At 63.6% G+C, this 16,649-nt stretch carries 15 protein-coding genes; 8 read left to right on the forward strand and 7 right to left on the reverse strand.

The genetic code is table 11. The features are described 5' to 3' along the window. Nucleotides 1-96 precede the first annotated feature (96 nt). Nucleotides 97-498 carry a gamma-glutamylcyclotransferase family protein gene (locus tag OH764_RS05705; RefSeq protein ID WP_498848333.1) on the forward strand — a complete coding sequence of 134 codons (402 nt, stop codon included), beginning with the start codon at nt 97-99 and terminating at the stop codon, nt 496-498. 156 nt (nt 499-654) lie between these two features. Here OH764_RS05705 and aceB read toward each other — a convergent pair whose 3' ends face one another. Further along, the gene (gene aceB, locus OH764_RS05710) at nt 655-2,256 is read right to left on the reverse strand and encodes a malate synthase (RefSeq protein ID WP_498848334.1); all 1,602 of its coding nucleotides are present in this window, start codon (nt 2,254-2,256) and stop codon (nt 655-657) included. Nucleotides 2,257-2,348: 92 nt separating this feature from the next. Then, nucleotides 2,349-3,218 carry a (S)-2-haloacid dehalogenase gene (locus OH764_RS05715; RefSeq protein WP_498848335.1) on the reverse strand — a complete coding sequence of 290 codons (870 nt, stop codon included), beginning with the start codon at nt 3,216-3,218 and terminating at the stop codon, nt 2,349-2,351. 147 nt (nt 3,219-3,365) lie between these two features. Between OH764_RS05715 and OH764_RS05720 the strand changes: the two genes are divergently transcribed. Both OH764_RS05720 and OH764_RS05725 read left to right on the forward strand, forming a co-directional pair. Then, the gene (locus tag OH764_RS05720; protein ID WP_027775359.1) at nt 3,366-4,268 is read left to right on the forward strand and encodes a LysR family transcriptional regulator; all 903 of its coding nucleotides are present in this window, start codon (nt 3,366-3,368) and stop codon (nt 4,266-4,268) included. A 201-nt stretch (nt 4,269-4,469) separates the two neighbouring features. Then, entirely contained in the window at nt 4,470-4,904 is a 435-nt protein-coding gene (locus OH764_RS05725) for a universal stress protein (RefSeq protein ID WP_020065598.1), read from the forward strand. Nucleotides 4,905-5,181: 277 nt separating this feature from the next. Here the strand turns inward: OH764_RS05725 and aceA are convergent, their stop codons facing one another. The 3 genes from aceA to OH764_RS05740 all read right to left on the reverse strand — a co-directional run bounded on the left by aceA (nt 5,182) and on the right by OH764_RS05740 (nt 9,278). After that, entirely contained in the window at nt 5,182-6,489 is a 1,308-nt protein-coding gene (gene aceA / locus OH764_RS05730; protein WP_498848336.1) for an isocitrate lyase, read from the reverse strand. A gap of 466 nt (nt 6,490-6,955) precedes the next feature. Next, nucleotides 6,956-8,578, reverse strand: coding sequence for a DEAD/DEAH box helicase (locus tag OH764_RS05735; RefSeq protein ID WP_498848337.1), 1,623 nt, complete (start codon nt 8,576-8,578; stop codon nt 6,956-6,958). A 430-nt stretch (nt 8,579-9,008) separates the two neighbouring features. Beyond that, nucleotides 9,009-9,278: an acyl-CoA-binding protein gene (locus OH764_RS05740; protein ID WP_498848338.1), complete on the reverse strand. Its 270-nt coding sequence runs from the start codon at nt 9,276-9,278 to the stop codon at nt 9,009-9,011. Nucleotides 9,279-9,498: 220 nt separating this feature from the next. Here OH764_RS05740 and tsaB point away from each other — a divergent pair, with 220 nt between their 5' ends. Genes tsaB through OH764_RS05760 form a run of 4 tightly spaced genes read left to right on the forward strand, consistent with a single transcriptional unit; the run spans nt 9,499 to nt 13,106 of the window. Next, nucleotides 9,499-10,302, forward strand: a complete 804-nt coding sequence (gene tsaB / locus OH764_RS05745; RefSeq protein WP_498848339.1) for a tRNA threonylcarbamoyladenosine biosynthesis protein TsaB — start codon at nt 9,499-9,501, stop codon at nt 10,300-10,302. Next, nucleotides 10,299-10,793 carry a ribosomal protein S18-alanine N-acetyltransferase gene (rimI, locus tag OH764_RS05750; RefSeq protein WP_020065603.1) on the forward strand — a complete coding sequence of 165 codons (495 nt, stop codon included), beginning with the start codon at nt 10,299-10,301 and terminating at the stop codon, nt 10,791-10,793. Before tsaB ends, rimI begins: the two co-directional genes overlap by 4 nt. Then, a complete protein-coding gene (locus tag OH764_RS05755; protein WP_498848340.1) occupies nt 10,780-12,012 on the forward strand; it encodes a uracil-DNA glycosylase in 1,233 nt (410 codons plus the stop codon). The genes rimI and OH764_RS05755 overlap by 14 nt, the downstream gene beginning before the upstream one ends. Further along, a complete protein-coding gene (locus tag OH764_RS05760) occupies nt 11,967-13,106 on the forward strand; it encodes a DUF1853 family protein (RefSeq protein ID WP_498848764.1) in 1,140 nt (379 codons plus the stop codon). Before OH764_RS05755 ends, OH764_RS05760 begins: the two co-directional genes overlap by 46 nt. Nucleotides 13,107-13,116: 10 nt before the next feature. Here the strand turns inward: OH764_RS05760 and thiD are convergent, their stop codons facing one another. Continuing rightward, entirely contained in the window at nt 13,117-13,926 is an 810-nt protein-coding gene (gene thiD / locus OH764_RS05765; RefSeq protein ID WP_498848341.1) for a hydroxymethylpyrimidine/phosphomethylpyrimidine kinase, read from the reverse strand. 61 nt (nt 13,927-13,987) lie between these two features. After that, nucleotides 13,988-15,295 (reverse strand): lysophospholipid transporter LplT, encoded by a 1,308-nt coding sequence (gene lplT, locus OH764_RS05770; RefSeq protein ID WP_027775349.1) that lies wholly within the window; start codon nt 15,293-15,295, stop codon nt 13,988-13,990. Nucleotides 15,296-15,513: 218 nt separating this feature from the next. Between lplT and alr the strand changes: the two genes are divergently transcribed. Next, nucleotides 15,514-16,584, forward strand: coding sequence for an alanine racemase (alr, locus tag OH764_RS05775; RefSeq protein ID WP_498848342.1), 1,071 nt, complete (start codon nt 15,514-15,516; stop codon nt 16,582-16,584). Nucleotides 16,585-16,649: the final 65 nt, after the last annotated feature.

The following is a 16,649-nucleotide window of genomic DNA, read 5'->3' on the forward strand; positions in this document are numbered from 1 at the left end:
GAACCTGAGCGGATTCTCATTGTAGAGCGTGCATGGTTTGAGACGTTGCATAATGTTCCGATTGACCGACGACCTATTCGAGGAGCACCAACCACGATGCAAACCGTCTTTGTATATGGCACGCTGCGGGCGGGCGAAGTGAACGACATCCGGGAAGCCGCGGCTCGCAACGAAATAACCGAGCCGAATCTGCTTGGCACGGCCACGGTTCGCGGCCATCTGTTCGACTTCGGCTCGTACCCGGGACTCGTTGTCGACGAACAGGGCGTGGACGTCACCGGCGACGTTTACGAAATTGACGATGAACTCGTCGCCGTGCTCGACGAGATCGAAGCGGTATATCCCGGCGTCGAAGATCGCTTTCTGGCCCGCGAAGTGATGGTGAAAGTGGACGGCAACGTCGTGAACTGCCGCTTCTATCCGGTCACGCCTCATGCGGTGAAGGGGCTGCCGGAAATCAAGTCCGGCGATTGGGTCGAGTATCGCGCCACGCGCTGACGCGGCCGCCGCGCGCTCGTCTGCGCCCGTCCGCGCTTATGTGCTCCTATGCGTTCCCACTCATAAGAAACGGCCCGCCAGGCATGCGCCTGTCGGGCCGTTCGCTCAATCCATCGTTGCACGCACTCGTCGGTACAACACGGCAAGCGTTCGCGTTCAGATTTCTTCGTAAAGTGGCAGCGTCAAAAAGTCGGTGAACTGCTCGGACGTCGACATCTCTTCGAAGATCTGAGCCGCGCGTTCGTACGGTTTCGTATCGCCGCCGACGGCCTGCTTCACCTTGTCGAGTTCTTGCACGGCGAGTTCGCGCACCAGCTCGGCCGTTACCTTGCGCCCATCGTCGAGCGTGCCCTTCGGCGAGCGAATCCACTGCCACACCTGTGAGCGCGAGATTTCAGCGGTAGCGGCATCTTCCATCAGATTGTGGATCGGCACGCAGCCATTGCCCGCGAGCCACGAGCCCAGGTAGTGAATGCCGACGTTGATGTTGTTGCGCAGACCGGCTTCGGTGATCGGCGCTTCCGGACGGAAGTCCATCAGGTCCGTGGCAGTGACGAGCACGTCGTCGCGTTGTTTGCCGATCTGGTTGGGCTTGTCGCCCAGCACCTTGACAAATTCTTCCATCGCGATCGGCACGAGGCCCGGGTGCGCAACCCAGCCGCCGTCATAGCCGTCGCCAGCATCGCGTGCCTTGTCCGAGCGCACGCCGGCCATTGCCTTCTCGTTCGCGGCCGCGTCGTTCTTGATCGGAATCAACGCGCTCATGCCGCCAATGGCCGGCGCGTTACGGCGATGGCATGTCTTCAGCAGCAACAGCGCATACGCGCGCATGAACGGCGCAGTCATCGTGATCTGCGAGCGGTCGGCGAGACAGAAGTCGCGGTCGGACTTGAACTTCTTGATCGCCGAGAAGATGTAGTCCCAGCGGCCGGCGTTCAGGCCCGAGCTATGTTCACGCAGCTCGTACAGAATCTCGTCCATCTCGAACGCGGCAAGAATGGTTTCGATCAGCACCGTCGCGCGAATCGTGCCGCGCGGAACGCCGACCGCTTCCTGCGCCGCGACGAAAATGTCGTTCCACAGGCGCGCTTCGAGATGGCTTTCCATCTTCGGCAAATAGAAGTACGGACCCGAGCCGCGCGCGACCAGTTCCTTTGCGTTGTGCACCATGAACAGCGCGAAATCGAAGATGCCGCCCGACACGCGCTTGCCGTCCACCTTCAAGTGCTTTTCGTCGAGATGCCAGCCGCGCGGTCGCACGATCAGCGTGGCAACCTTGTCGTTCAACTTATAACTCTTGCCGTTCTGCTCGAGTGAGATGGTGCGGCGCACGGCATCTTTCAGGTTCACATGGCCGGTGATCTGGTTGTCCCAGCTGGGCGCATTCGAATCCTCGAAATCGGTCATGTACGAATCCGCGCCCGAGTTCAGCGCGTTGATGATCATCTTGCGCTCGACCGGACCGGTGATCTCCACACGGCGGCATTGCAGGTCTTCAGGCAGCGGCGCAATGGTCCAGTCGCCGTCGCGTACGCTCTTCGTCGCGGCGAGAAAGTCGGGACGCTCGCCGGCGTCGAGCCGCTTCGTGCGTTCCGTCCGCGCCTGCAACAACTGCTGACGACGCGGCTCGAACGTGCGATGCAATGCGGCGACGAGTTCGAGCGCTTCGCGCGTGAGGATCGCTTCATAGCCCGGCTTGATTTCAGCGGTGATTTCCATGCCCTGCGGCAGCGACAACGATGACAGCGGATTCGCCATGTTTTCTCCTTGGTCGGTCAGATTGCAAAATGCAAAGTTGAAATGCAGCGGTAGTTGATTCAGTTGATTCGATGAGTTGCGAGAGGGAAGCGTCATACGCCGGGGCTGTGGCGTATGCGGCTCGCTATGGTGTGGGCGCGTCCTGCAGTGGTGACGGTCTTCAGGAAAGCCAACAGATCGGTCATGCCCGCGCCCGTGCCGTGCGGCGTCACGCCCAGTTCTTCGAGCGGAGCGTTTTGTCGGTTGAGCCAGAACGTCGTGAAGCCGAACCAGGTTGCGCCGGCGATGTCCCAGCCATTCGACGACACGAAGACAATCTCGCGCGGAAGCACGTCGAAGGCCTGAGGGCCGAGCGCATAGGCGGCGGGCGCGGGTTTGTATGCGCGTACGGCATCGACGGAAAGCACATGGTCGAACAGGCCGCTCATGCCCGCGCTCTTCACCGCGACGTCGAGCATTTGAGGGTTACCGTTTGACAGAATCGCGAGGCCGGGGCGCGATCCGCCTGACGCGCCGGCCGCAGAGGACGGCCCGCGTGAGGCTCGGGATGCGGATGCCGGCGACAGCCCAGCGGCAACGCCGGACGCAGATGCGGACGCCGAGTCCCTTAGCAAACGCAGCGCTGGCACCGCGTCGGGAAACGCGGACAGGCACGCGTATTCATCCATCAGACGCTTTTCAGCGGAACGGCCGAGCGTGAGTTGGAGTTTTTTCGCAGAGAAGCGCAGGGCGTCGAGCGTGATGTCCCAGAACGGTCGGTAGTGCGCGGCGTCGCCGCCGGCATCGGCCAGCGTGCGCAACTGCGTGTATTCGATCTGTTTCTGACGCCACAACTGCGAGAGGGCGTCGCCGTGTCCGGGAAACAACTGCTCCGCAGCAGCGATCACCGAGTGCACGTCGAAAAGCGTGCCGTAGGCGTCGAAAATCACTGCTTTGGGGAAGAGTGTCGTTGTGGCCGACATTGCCGTGCGCTCCTGTCAGAGGTCAGGACGGATTGTATTAGCGCTGCTGTGCGCTAAAAAAGAGGACAAAGATCACTTGATCTTTTACTTTCATGCACCTAATCTGACGCGCTCCGGCCACCTTCGCCGCGCCAGCGGCGCCCTTCCATGGACCGATTCAAGCAGATCGAGACCTTCGTCACTGTCGCCGCGAAAGGCAGCCTGTCTGCCGCGGCGCTTGCCGAAGGCGTGGCGCCCGCGATCATCGGACGCCGAATCGATGCGCTCGAAGAACGCCTTGGCGTCAAATTGCTGGTGCGCACGACCCGCAAGATCACGCTGACCTTCGAAGGCTCGGCGTTTCTCGAAGATTGTCAGCGCATCATTCATGACATGCAGAACGCCGAGGCAAGCGTGTCGGCGGGCGGCGTGAAGGCGAGCGGCCATTTGCGGCTCTCCGCGCCGGCCGGTTTCGGGCGCCGCCACGTCGCACCGCTGGTGCCGGCGTTCACGGTCGCGCATCCGGATGTTTCGATCACGCTCGATCTGTCGGACCGGCTCGTCGATCTGGTCAACGAAGGTTTCGATTGCGCGGTGCGGCTCGGCGAATTGCCCGATTCTTCGCTGGTGTCGCTCAAACTCGGCGAGAACCGGCGTGTGTGCGTGGCATCGCCTTCGTATCTGAGCCGGCGCGGCGCGCCGCATAGCCTTGCGGATCTTGCTCAGCACAACTGTCTCGCGCTCGGTGCAAGCGCCAACCAGCAGCGCGGCTGGATGTTCCAGCAGGCCGATAAGGTCGTATCGATCAAGGTGTCCGGCACGATGGAATGCTCGGACGGCGCCGTGTTGCACGAGTGGTGTCTCGAAGGTCACGGCCTCGCATGGCGATCGTGGTGGGAAGTCGGCGCGGACATCGCGGCTGGGCGCCTCGTGAGCGTGCTCGACGAGTTCGCCGCGCCGCCCATCGGCATTCACGCGGTGTTTCCTCAGCGCCGCCATTTGCCGTTGCGAGTGCGGCTTTTCCTGGATTTTCTCAAGCATACCTATGGCCTTCCAGAGTACTGGGGCTGACGCGGCGCAACGGGTTTTCCATACTCGGACAGACCCTCAATAACGGTTGGCGGCAGGTATCCACGACCTACAATTCTTTTGAGGCCAGCACGCAAAGCCTCGGCCGGCGCTGACGCATGGGCCGTTCACGGGCCTGACAAGTGTGGCAATGCCGCGCCGAACGAAGGCGAGAGGGCAGCCGGACACGGATACGGAGGGCACATGTTCAAGCACATTCTCGTTCCGACCGATGGTTCAGATCTCTCGCGCAAGGCAATGGCCGGCGCAATCGACCTCGCGCAGGCGGTCGGCGCGCGCATCACCGCCTACGCATGTCTGCCGCAATATCCGTATGCGCCGTTCTCCGACATCGTTGTCGAACCGCCGTCCGAGTTTCTCGAACGCAGCGAACGCGAAGCGCAACAACATCTGCGCGAAGTGGAGCTTGCCGCGAGCCGTGTCGGGGTAGTCGTCGACAGGCGCACCAGCGTGCATCCGGCGCCGTATCTCGGCATCATCGAAGCGGCGGAGCGGGGCGCATGCGACGTGATCTTCATGGCCTCCCACGGGCGTCGCGGTCTCGGCAGCCTGCTGATCGGCAGTGAAACGCAGCGGGTGCTCACGCATACCAAAATCCCGGTGCTGGTGTACCGCTGAGCCTCGGGGCGCTACGGTTTCGCTGCCTTGCGGCTCGCAGCTCCAGCGGAAAACGCGCCGGCAGTCAGCCGGCGCGTCGTCCCATTCGCCGCACAATGCTTTGTGCTGGCTTTCTGTCTAGCCCCCGCCTTGCGAAGAGCCGCCATCGCCCCGCGTTGATATGCGGATGCGGCGATGGCGAGACTCCTCCCTGTCGACGGCGAACCCCCGGCAAAACCGCTTCGCCGTTGTTCCGCCGTCTATCTGCCTGACGTTTCGCGATCGGGCCGCGAGGCCGTTACGCGACTTTCTTGTCGAAGAACTGTTCGTCTTCCGTCGAGCCGTGCAACGCGGTGGTCGATGCTTCGCGCTCGACCGTTTGCGTGACCGCGTCGAAGTAGCCGGTGCCCACTTCGCGCTGATGCTTGACGGCGGTGAAGCCCTTTTCCGCTGCCGCGAATTCGGCCTGCTGCATCTCGACGAACGCCGTCATCTGATTGCGGGCATACCCGTGCGCGAGGTTGAACATCGAGTAGTTCAGCGCGTGGAAGCCGGCCAGCGTGATGAACTGGAACTTGTAGCCCATCGCGCCCAGTTCGCGCTGGAACTTGGCAATGGTCGCGTCGTCCAGGTTCTTCTTCCAGTTGAACGAAGGCGAGCAGTTGTACGACAGGAGTTGATCCGGGTACTCCTTGTGAATGGCGTCGGCGAATTTCTTCGCGAACTCGAGATCCGGCTTGCCCGTCTCGCACCAGATCATGTCCGCGTAAGGAGCGTAAGCGAGGCCACGCGAGATCGCCTGTTCGAGGCCCGGCTTCGTGCGGTAGAAACCTTCGACAGTGCGCTCGCCGGTCAGGAACGGCTTGTCGTTCTCGTCGACGTCGGACGTAATCAGATCGGCTGCTTCCGCGTCAGTACGAGCGAGCAGCACGGTCGGCACGCCCGATACGTCCGCGGCAAGACGCGCAGCCGTCAGCTTGGCCACGTTTTCGCGCGTCGGCACCAGCACCTTGCCACCCATGTGGCCGCACTTCTTGACCGACGCCAACTGATCTTCGAAGTGCACACCTGCCGCGCCGGCTTCGATCATCGCCTTCATCAGTTCAAAAGCATTCAGGACGCCGCCGAAACCGGCTTCGGCATCCGCGACGATCGGCGCAAAGTAGTCGATGTAGCCTTCGTCGCCCGGGTTCTTGCCTTCCGACCACTGGATCTGATCGGCGCGCGTCAACGTGTTGTTGATGCGCTTGACGACGAGCGGCACGGAGTTCGCCGGGTAAAGCGACTGATCTGGGTACATTTCGCCGGCCACGTTGGCATCGCCCGCGACTTGCCAACCCGACAGGTAGATAGCTTTCAGACCCGCTTTGACCTGCTGCATTGCCTGGTTGCCGGTCAGCGCGCCGAGGGAATTGACGAACGGCTCCGTATTCACGCTATGCCAGAGCTTTTCGGCGCCGCGCTTGGCGAGCGTGTGCTCGACCTGCACCGAGCCGCGCAGACGGATCACGTCCTCGGCAGTGTAGTTGCGCTTGACGCCTTTCCAGCGCGGATCGGTTTCCCATTGCTGTTGAAGTTGGCGGGCTTGTTCTTCGCGCGTCGTCATGATGTGCTCCTTGGTTGCCTGAAATGGATGATCAAAACTGTCTTCGTCGAAGCGGTTGGCCTTGAAGGCGTTCCGTTTCCCGAACTCTTATATAAGAGTCTAGGCAAATCCAAGGATACACAACAGCGGCCTGCGCGCGATTTTCCGATATTTATTCCTGATAAAAATCAAAGCATTACATATTTCGTTCCGCATTAAGAAACGATTTTTCCCATCTTGCAATTGCCATGTTGTGCCTTGCAGCACGATTTTTTACGACGCAAAAAAATTTTGCACATCGTGAAATGTGGGAGGTGATGGGAGTGCGGGCGAAAAAAAACCGGTGCATGAGCACCGGTTTTCAGTTTGACCCGACGACAGCGCAAGGCTGCGGGGTCTGTACAACTAGGTCTAGCTGCTGCCAGTCATGCGCGGCTGCCGCATTGAAGCAGCCAAACCGCTCGCTGGCCGCGCGCGCTAGCGCGCTTTAGCTGCCGCGACGCGCGGTACGCGGGCCGTCGCTGCGGCGTGCGCCGTAGCCGCCGTCACGCGAGCCGCCGTAGCCTTCACGCGAACCGCCGCCGAAGCCGCCGTCACGCGAACCGCCGCCAGCCGACTTGCCGGCCCAACCGCCACCGGTGCCGCTGCGCGAGCTGCTGCCGTTACCGGCCGGTTTGCCCGAGCCGCTGCCAAAGCGGCGTCCGCCGCCATTGCCGCCGCCCGGACGGCCACGGCCGCCAAAGCCGGGACGGCCGTTACCCGACGGAGCCGACTTGCGCGGCTCGAAGCCAGCGACGACGTTGACCGGCAGCGGAGTGCGGACGAAGCGCTCGATGCGCTTCAGTGCGCCCTGTTCGGCGTGATGCACGAGGCTCACTGCGATACCCGAGCGACCGGCACGGCCAGTGCGGCCGATACGGTGCACGTAGTCTTCGGCAAACTTCGGCAGGTCGTAGTTGAACACGTGCGTGATGCCCGGAATGTCGATACCACGAGCGGCGACGTCCGTTGCCACCAGCACGCGAACGCGACGCTCGCGCAGTGCCTTGATGGTGCGGTTACGCGCGCCTTGCGGCAGATCGCCGTGCAGGGCCGCCGATTCGAAACCAGCGTCGGCAAGACGGCCGGCCAGTTGATCTGCGTCCATCTTGGTCGCCGTGAAGACGATAGCCTGGTCGAGGCCCGCGTCACGCAGCAGATGGTCGAGCAGACGGTCCTTGTGATCGCGGTCGTCGACGTAATGAACGGTTTGCGCAATGTTGGTGCGCTGCTCGAGGCGCTGGACGATCTCGATACGCTCCGGGTCCTTCAGCAGGCGGCCCGTCAGCGAACCGATCTTGCCGTCGAGCGTGGCCGAGAAGAGCATGGTTTGACGCGTGGCCGGTGTGGCCGCGACGATCGTCTCGATGTCTTCGATGAAGCCCATGTCGAGCATGCGGTCAGCTTCGTCGAGTACAAGAATCTGCAATTGCGACAGGTCGATACGGCCGCGTTCCAGGTGGTCGATCAGACGGCCCGGCGTGGCAACCAGGATTTCCGGGTTCTTTGCAAGCAGCATCAATTGCTGGCCATAAGCGACGCCGCCCAGAATGCTGACGGTGCGCAGGCGCTTCAGATGCTTGCCGTAAGTAGCGGCGGCGGTGGTGACCTGCATCGCGAGTTCGCGGGTCGGCGTCAGAACCAGCATGGTCGGACGGGCAACCGGTTGCGGGCGGCGCGTGCGTGCGCCGTCGGCCGGACGCGGTTCGCGCGGCTGGCTGGCTTGCGCCTTCTGCAACTGCGAGAAACGTTCGATGGCCGGCAGCATGAAGGCAGCGGTCTTGCCCGAACCGGTCGGGCTCGACACCAGCAGGTCGCGGCCGGCGATGCCAGCCGGAACCGCACGTTGCTGAACCGGCGTCGGGTTCTGGTAGCCAGCGGCGGTCAGCGCGGAGACGACATCCGCGGACAGGCCGAGCGACGCGAACGTCGGACCGGCGGGCGCGGCGGCTTCAGCGGCGACGGCCGGCGCGGCAGCAACGGCTGCGGCTTGCGCGGGTGCGTCGGCGAGACCGAGGGCTTGGTCGGCGATGGCGTTCAACGGGCTGCTGGGGGTATTGCTCGAAGTCATGAGAATCCTTGAAACACAGGGAATTAAAACGTCGGCGCCAATCGGCATACCCAAGTCGTCGGATTCAGCGAGCAAAGAAGCAGCGAGCAAATCGAAAAACGGGGGCAACTCGCAACAATAAAGGCGAGTTTTTCGTTAGAAGCTGTATCGGATGCGACAGGCCAACATTGGCTTGTCGCCAGCCTGGGACATGATCGCCCGTAGGGGGCTAGGCAGGAGGGGACAGGTTCTAAACTGGATTGGAGCTAAACGCTACGAGGCGCTGCGCCGCAAAGGCCGATAAATGAAAAACCGGGCAAAGCAGTGAAGCGCAGGCAACATTGTATAGGTATTTGTTGCACTGCGCCACTGTTAAGACATTTCCTGGCAGGACTCTCGCGCTTAAGATCGCGCGACGCTCCGCTGCGAGCGGCTCGGCGTCACTTGCACGTCATGCGGACGCGCCGCTCTTCAGCGACTCGACCAGTTCCACGTACTGCTGCTTGGCGGCGTCCTGCGCGGTGCCCTTGAGCGCCCCCCACGCGTCGTACTTGTATTTGCCGACGATGTCCGTGAAGCCCGGCTTGTCGCCTTGAACGTCGCCTTCGCTGGCTTGCTTATAGAGGGCGTAGAGCCGCAGCAGTGTGAGGTTGCCCGGACGCTCCGGCAGTTGTTTGACGTCTTCCTGGGCTTGGGTGAATTGCGTGTCGAGGTCCGTCATCGTCGTGCTCTCCGGCGGGGTGGTTAGGTGGCCGACGATCATAGCAATTGCATGCCACGGCGTGGCCGAGGGCTTATTCCAAACGCAAGGCGCCTGCAAGCAGGGAGTGCGCGCCGGTTTTGTATCAGTGGCACGCAAGGGCGGGCCTCGTGGCGACAACGCGCGTTGCGGCCGAGACCAAACCGCATCCGCGCGCGCGGCGCCGATTACAATACGGTCCATGACTCAAACAGTGCTTCTTGCCCTCGATACTTCCACCGAATTCTGCTCGGTAGCGCTTCTGTCTGCCGTCGACGCCGGTGCAGCGGGCCGCGCGCGCGCCGAGTCGCGTGTGTGGGTCCGTCACGAGCAGACGGGCGCCGTGTCCAGTACCCGCCTGCTGCCCGCAATCCGCGAACTTTTCGACGAAGCCGGCCTGACACTGGCCGACTGCAACGCCATTGCGTTCGGTTCAGGTCCCGGCTCGTTCACCGGTCTTCGCACTGCGACGGGCGCCGCGCAGGGCCTCTCGTTCGGCCTCGATCTGCCGGTGGTGCCGGTCAGCACGCTGCTGGTTTGCGCGGAGAGTGCGCGGCGCCGCGATCCGGCCGCTACGCGCGTGCTGGCGGCGCTCGACGCCCGCATGGACGAAATCTACTGGGCCGACTACGCGTGGGATGACGTTGACGGCGAATGGCGCACCGTTCGAGGCGCATCGCTCGATACGCCCGAGCGGCTCGTGTTGCCCGACGAACCGTTCACGCTCGCGGGCAACGCCGCCGCGGCCTTCGGCGCGCGGCTGCCGGCGCTCGCAGCCGCCCGGACCGTTGATCATGAAGCATTGCCGCATGCGCTGCCGCTCGCGTACGCCGCGTTGCGCGCGTTCCACGCGGGCCGCACGGTCCCGGCCGATCAGGCCGCGCCCGAGTACATCCGCAACAAGGTCGCGCAAACAACGGCCGAGCGCACCGCGGAAAAGGCCGCCAAGGCGGAACAGGCCGCGGCGCCCGCTCGTCACGCCGAGCCGCGCGAGGGACGGCAATGAGCGGCGTGCTGCTGGCGGACCGCTACATGTCGCCCATGACCGAGGGCGACCTCGACGAAGTGGCCGCCATTGAAAAGCTCGCCTATGAATTCCCCTGGAGCCGCGTCAATTTCGGCGACTCCTTGCGCAACGGCTATTTCGGCGTCTGTCTGCGGCATGTGACGGGTACGTTGATCGGCTATTGCGTGCTGATGCCGGTCGTCGACGAAATGCATCTGCTGAATCTGTGCGTAACGCCCGCCGCTCAAGGGGCGGGCGCAGGACTCGCGCTACTGCGGGAAGCCGTGCGCATTACCCGCGCCGAGAAACTCGACGGTCTGCTGCTGGAGGTGAGGCCGTCGAATCATCGCGCCATCCGGCTCTATGAGCGTTTCGGCTTCGCGTCGATCGGCCGGCGCAAAAACTATTATCCGGCGCGGCATCGCAGCCGGGAGGACGCCATCGTGATGCGTTTATCGTTTGTCAGGGAGGGCGCGGATGGCGCTGCATGAATCAGTACTGGAAGAGTTCGGGCTCGCGCCGCGCTGGGTACGTCGCGGGATGGCCGCGACGCCGGAAGCGGCCGACGAACCCGGGGCGGAGCAGCGCGCCGACGCGTCGCGCCCGCACGGTGCGAGCGTTCTCACGCGGCTCGAGGCCCGCGAGCCTTCTTCGGTCGGATTGACGCCGCAGACGTCGCCCGCGCCGGCCATGCGCGCGGCAGAGCCGGTGCGACAAGCCGACGACGTCGCGCAGATGCAAACGCCGACGCAGACGCAGACGCGGATGGGCACCGATGCGCCAGGTCGCGAAACTCAGCGGTCCCAGTCGGGAGCGTCACTGAATGATTCGCAGCAGGCAGAGCCGGTCGAGCGTGCACAAGGGTCAGCGCGCCTCGCAGATCAATCGGCAAATGGCGCGCCGCGCCGCGCACCGGAGGCGACGCAGCAGCGCGCGCCACGTGCCGCCGAAAGCCGCAATCCAGCAAGCGCCAGCGCCGAGCCGCACATGCCAGAGTCGTCGTCATTCGACGCGCCGCCCGCCGACGACTTCGCCTGGTTCGACGATCTCCCTCTTCATCCGCCGGGCGACGCCGGCGCGCCGATGCACGCGCTCGGCGACACGCCCCAACTTCCCGCGATCCACACGCTCGAATGGGACGCGCTGAGCGAGCGGGTCTCAACCTGTGAGCGTTGCCGGCTGTGCGAGAAGCGCACCAGGACGGTTTTCGGCGTGGGCGATCGGAACGCCGACTGGATGCTGATCGGCGAAGCGCCCGGCGAGAACGAAGACCGCGTGGGCGAGCCGTTCGTCGGCCAGGCCGGCAAGCTGCTCGACAACATGCTGCGCTCACTCACGCTGGCGCGCGACGCGAACGTGTATATCGCGAACGTCATCAAGTGCCGGCCGCCCGGCAACCGCAATCCGGAACCCGATGAAGTCGCGCGTTGCGAACCCTATCTGCAACGCCAGGTTGGGCTCGTGAAACCGAAGCTGATCGTAGCGCTCGGTCGCTTCGCCGCGCAAAGCCTGCTCAAGACCGACGCGAGCATTTCGTCGTTGCGCGGCCGCGTCCACGAGTACGAGGGTGTGCCGGTGATCGTCACCTATCACCCGGCCTATCTGCTGCGTAGCCTGCCGGACAAGGCCAAAGCATGGGCCGATTTGTGTCTCGCGCGCGATACGTGGCGTGCGGCCGGTGGTGCAGCATCGAACGCGGCAAAACAGTGAGCGGGGATGAGCCGACGGCGCGCAAACACGTCGCCGGCGCTTACTCTGTCGGAGCGGCTGTTGGGAGCGGAGATTCCGCTCCGGTTGATGCCGCCAGCGCGGACGCCGTTCTTTCCACATTGCTCGGCAAGCTGCGCGACTGCGCGGTTCGCGATCTCGCCTGGCTGCTGTTGAGCGCCGATTTGTTGCGTCCGCAACCGCCGGTGGGCGAACTCGCCACTCCATTCGCGACCTCGCGGCAGCTACACGACATCGTCGACTGGCTGTGCGCGCTCGATGCAGCGCCCGCCCCGCTGCACGACGATCTCGCCGCAACGCGCATTACTCGCCTCGGCCGCTACGCCGAACGCTTGCTCGGCTGGTTCCTGCAACATGGCCCCACGGCTCGGCTGATCGCGGCGGGCGTGCCGCTGCGGCGCGCGGGGGTCACGCTCGGTGAATGCGATTTCCTGCTACACACGCGAGAGGGTGCGCGGCTTCACTGGGAGCTTGCGGTGAAATGCTATCTGCATGCCGGCGATGTCAACGCCCGAACCGCGCCGCTTTCACCGTCCGCATCATCGCTCACGTCATCGCGGTTATCGAACTATGTCGGCCCGAACCTCAAGGACCGCTTCGACCTGAAGCTCGCCCATCTGCTCAATCATCAATTGTCCTTGAGCGCGCGCGAAGATTTTGCATCGACGGGTTATCCGGGACCGTGGACACCGCAAATGTTCGTCAAAGGATGGTTGTTCTATCGGCACGACGAGACGCCGGCAGATGCGGTCGAACTCGACCCCGCGCATGGCCGCGGCTGGTGGGTGACACGGAGTGAGTGGCCGGACTTCGCGGCGGCGCATGCGCAGCATTGGCGCGTCTTACCGCGGCTCGAATGGCTGGCGCCCCGGCGTTATGGTCAAGACGCGGAGCAGACCGCCAGCAGGGCATTGATCGATCCGCTAGCACTCACCGCACGAAGCGCCCAGCCAACCGGCCCAACCATGATCGCCGCATTGGCAGAAGACGTGGCGGGCAACCTGGCTGAACGCTCGCGTGGCTTCGTCGTACCCGACGAGTGGCCTGAGCAGGCTCAGGCCTATGCAAGGCGGTAGCGCGGCCGCGTTACCACCATCGATAGAAATGATGCACGGGTCCGACGCCGTTGCCGACGTCGAGCCGATCGCTCGCCTGCAATGCGCCGGTCAGGTATTCCTTGGCCTCTGCGACCGCGCCCGCCAGATCGTCGCGTTGCGGCATCAGGGCTGCAATCGCCGACGACAACGTGCAGCCCGTTCCATGCGTGTTCTTCACCGGCACACGCGGGCCGCCCAGCCGCAGCGTGCCGCTTTGCTGGATCAGCCAGTCCGGACTGTCGGTCGCGCTCAGATGACCGCCCTTCATCAGCACCGCGCGCGCGCCGAGCGCGCGCAGCGCTTCGCCTTGCTCGACCATGCCGGCTTCGTCGGCAGCCGGTTGCACGCGGTCGAGCAGTGCGGCGGCTTCGGGAAGATTGGGCGTCAGCAGATCGGCGAGCGGCAGTAGTTCTTCGCGCAATGCGGCGACCGCATCCGGCAGCAGCAGCGCATGGTTGCTCTTCGAAATCATCACCGTATCGAGGACGATGCTCGTGGGCTTGTGCCGGCGCAACGCCTCGGCAACTGCGCGGACAATCGACGCATTGGCGAGCATGCCGATCTTCACCGCGTCGATGCGGATGTCGTCGAACACGGCGTCGAGTTGCGCGGTGATGAAGCCCGCGTCCGGCGCGTGGATCGCGGTGACTCCGCGCGTGTTCTGCGCGGTGAGCGCGGTAATCACGCTCGCGCCGTAAGCGCCGAGCGCCGAGAAAGCCTTTAGATCGGCCTGAATGCCGGCGCCGCCGCCCGAATCGGAACCGGCGATAGTCAGCACATTGGGAATCGGTTGGGTCATCGCGAAGCGGGAAAGGGTGAAGGCGCGAGGGCGGCAGCAGAAGCCGACGCGCCCAGACGCGTTAGTGCTTGACTTCGCCGATCAGCGCGACGGAGTCGAACGCGCGCTGGTTCGCCTGGTGACGCCGCATCACGAGCCACATCATCAGGCAGACGAAGGTGCCGAACAGCACGATGACCGCCGTGACCGGCACGTCGAGCCAGACGAGCACCGCGTACAGGCACAGCATGACGAGCACGGAGAGGTTCTCGTTGAAGTTCTGCACGGCGATCGAGTGACCCGCCGACAGCAACACGTGGCCGCGATGCTGGAGCAGCGCATTCATCGGTACGACGAAGAAGCCCGACAGGCCGCCGACGATCATCAGGAAGACATAAGCGACGATCAGATAGCCCGGCACGTGCATCCGGCCGAAGTACACCCCCCAATGAGCAGGGAAGAGGTTGCGTGTGTAGAAGGCCATGAGCATCACGGCAAGCCCCATCATGATGCCCACCGGCAGCACCGACAGCGACTTTTTCAGCGGCACGCGCGAGGCGGCGAAGATCGCGCCGCCCGCGACGCCGACGGCCACCACCGCCTGCAGGATTGCCGCTTCGGAGAGCGACATGTTGAGCGACACTTCCGCCCACTTCAGCACGATGAATTGCAGCGTGGCGCCCGCGCCCCAGAACAGCGTCGTGACCGCGAGCGAGATCTGCCCGAGCTTGTCGCGCCACAGCACGAGGAAACAGTCCGCGAAATCGGTGACGAGTTTGATCGGGCCGCGTTCCTGCTTCGGGTAGCGCGCGCCGGTGTCGGGAATACGCAGATTGAAGAGCGCAGCGATGACGTAGATCACCATGATGACCAGCATCGCCGCTTCAGCAGGCGTGTTGACCGTGGGAATATGGTGCCGCAGGATCGGCGCAGCAATATGCGGACTGATCAGCGCTCCGCCGAGCACCGTACCGAGAATGATCGAGCCGACCGTGGTGCCTTCGATCCAGCCGTTTGCGGCGACGAGCCTGTCAGGCGGCAGCAGTTCGGTGAGAATCCCGTATTTGGCGGGCGAATACGCAGCCGCGCCAAACCCCACGATTCCATACGCCAGAAGCGGATGCGCGCCGACCAGCATCGTGATGCAGCCGAGCACCTTGATAGTGTTCGTGATGAACATCACGCGTCCTTTGGGACGCGAATCGGCGAAGGCGCCCACGAATGCGGCGAGAACGACGTACGACAGCACAAAGAACAACTTGAGCAGCGGCGTCATCCAGTTGGGGGCGTGTAGATCTTTCAGCAGTGCGATAGCAGCGATCAGAAGCGCATTGTCGGCCAGCGACGAAAAAAACTGCGCGGCCATGATGGTGTAAAAACCTTTTTTCATCTGATGCGATGCTGTCCTCGCTGCGGTCTGTCCGCCCCGGCCGTTTGTTATGCGTCCGGGCTTATGCCGTTCGAAATGGGTTGTGCGCACGGCTTTATATCATGAAAATAGCTGCATTCAGACTAGCAGAATCCTTGATCGCACCGCCCAGCGGGCTGCCGCGCGTTGAAAACGCTCTGTAAGCCGCTGATTCGCAAGCGTCTTTACGAAAATATTCCATGCCGCGCCCCCTCTCAGCCACGATTCACACCTCCGCCCTCGCCAATAACCTCGCCGTTGCGCGCCGCTATGCGCCTAAATCGAAGATCTGGGCGGTCGTGAAGGCCAATGCGTACGGCCATGGCCTCGCGCGCGCTTTTCCGGGCCTACGTGCAACGGACGGCTTTGGGTTGCTGGACCTCGAAGAAGCCGTGAAGTTGCGTGAATTGGGTTGGGCCGGCCCGATTCTTTTGCTCGAAGGCTTTTTTCGTCCGACGGATATCGACGTCATTGACCGCTATAGCCTGACCACGGCGCTCCACTCGGACGAGCAATTGCGCATGCTGGAAATGGCGCGGCTCTCGAAGCCTGTGAACATCCAGTTGAAGATGAATAGCGGCATGAACCGGCTCGGCTACGCGCCGGAGAAATTCCGCGCGGCGTGGGAGCGGGCGCGCGCCTGTCAGGGCGTCGGTCAGATCACGCTAATGACCCATTTTTCCGACGCCGACAGCGAGCGTGGCGTGGCTCATCAGATGGAAGCGTTCGAGCGCGGTGCGCAGGGCATCGCAGGCATGCGCAGCCTCGCCAATTCGGCGGCCACGCTGTGGCATCCGCAATCGCACTTCGACTGGGTGCGCCCAGGCATCATTCTGTACGGCGCGTCGCCTTCGGGTGTGTCCGCGGCAATCCAGGGCACCGGCTTGCAGCCCGCCATGACGCTCACGTCCGAACTGATCGGCGTGCAGAACATCGCGGAAGGCCAGACGGTCGGCTACGGTTCGCTCTTCAAGGCGCGCGGGCCGATGCGCATCGGCGTGGTGGCGTGCGGTTACGCGGACGGTTATCCGCGAGTCGCGCCGGAAGGCACGCCGGTGATCGTTGAAGGCGTGCGCACGCGGGTTGTGGGACGCGTGTCCATGGACATGCTCACCGTCGACCTCACGCCGATTCCCACTGCGAACGTGGGCTCGCGCGTCGAATTGTGGGGCGCGTCGCTGCCGATCGACGACGTCGCGCGCGCTTGCGGCACGATTGGCTACGAGCTGATGTGCGCGGTCGCGCCACGCGTGCCGGTGCGTGCCGAGTAATGTCCGGCAACGCGTATTGACGCGGGGCAATAGCGGAGCGCGCTGCTTCATCGAACGGCGCGCTC

The sequence above is a fragment of the Burkholderia sp. M6-3 genome (genome assembly GCF_050858985.1).
GTDB classification, from domain to species: Bacteria; Pseudomonadota; Gammaproteobacteria; order Burkholderiales; family Burkholderiaceae; genus Paraburkholderia; species Paraburkholderia caledonica.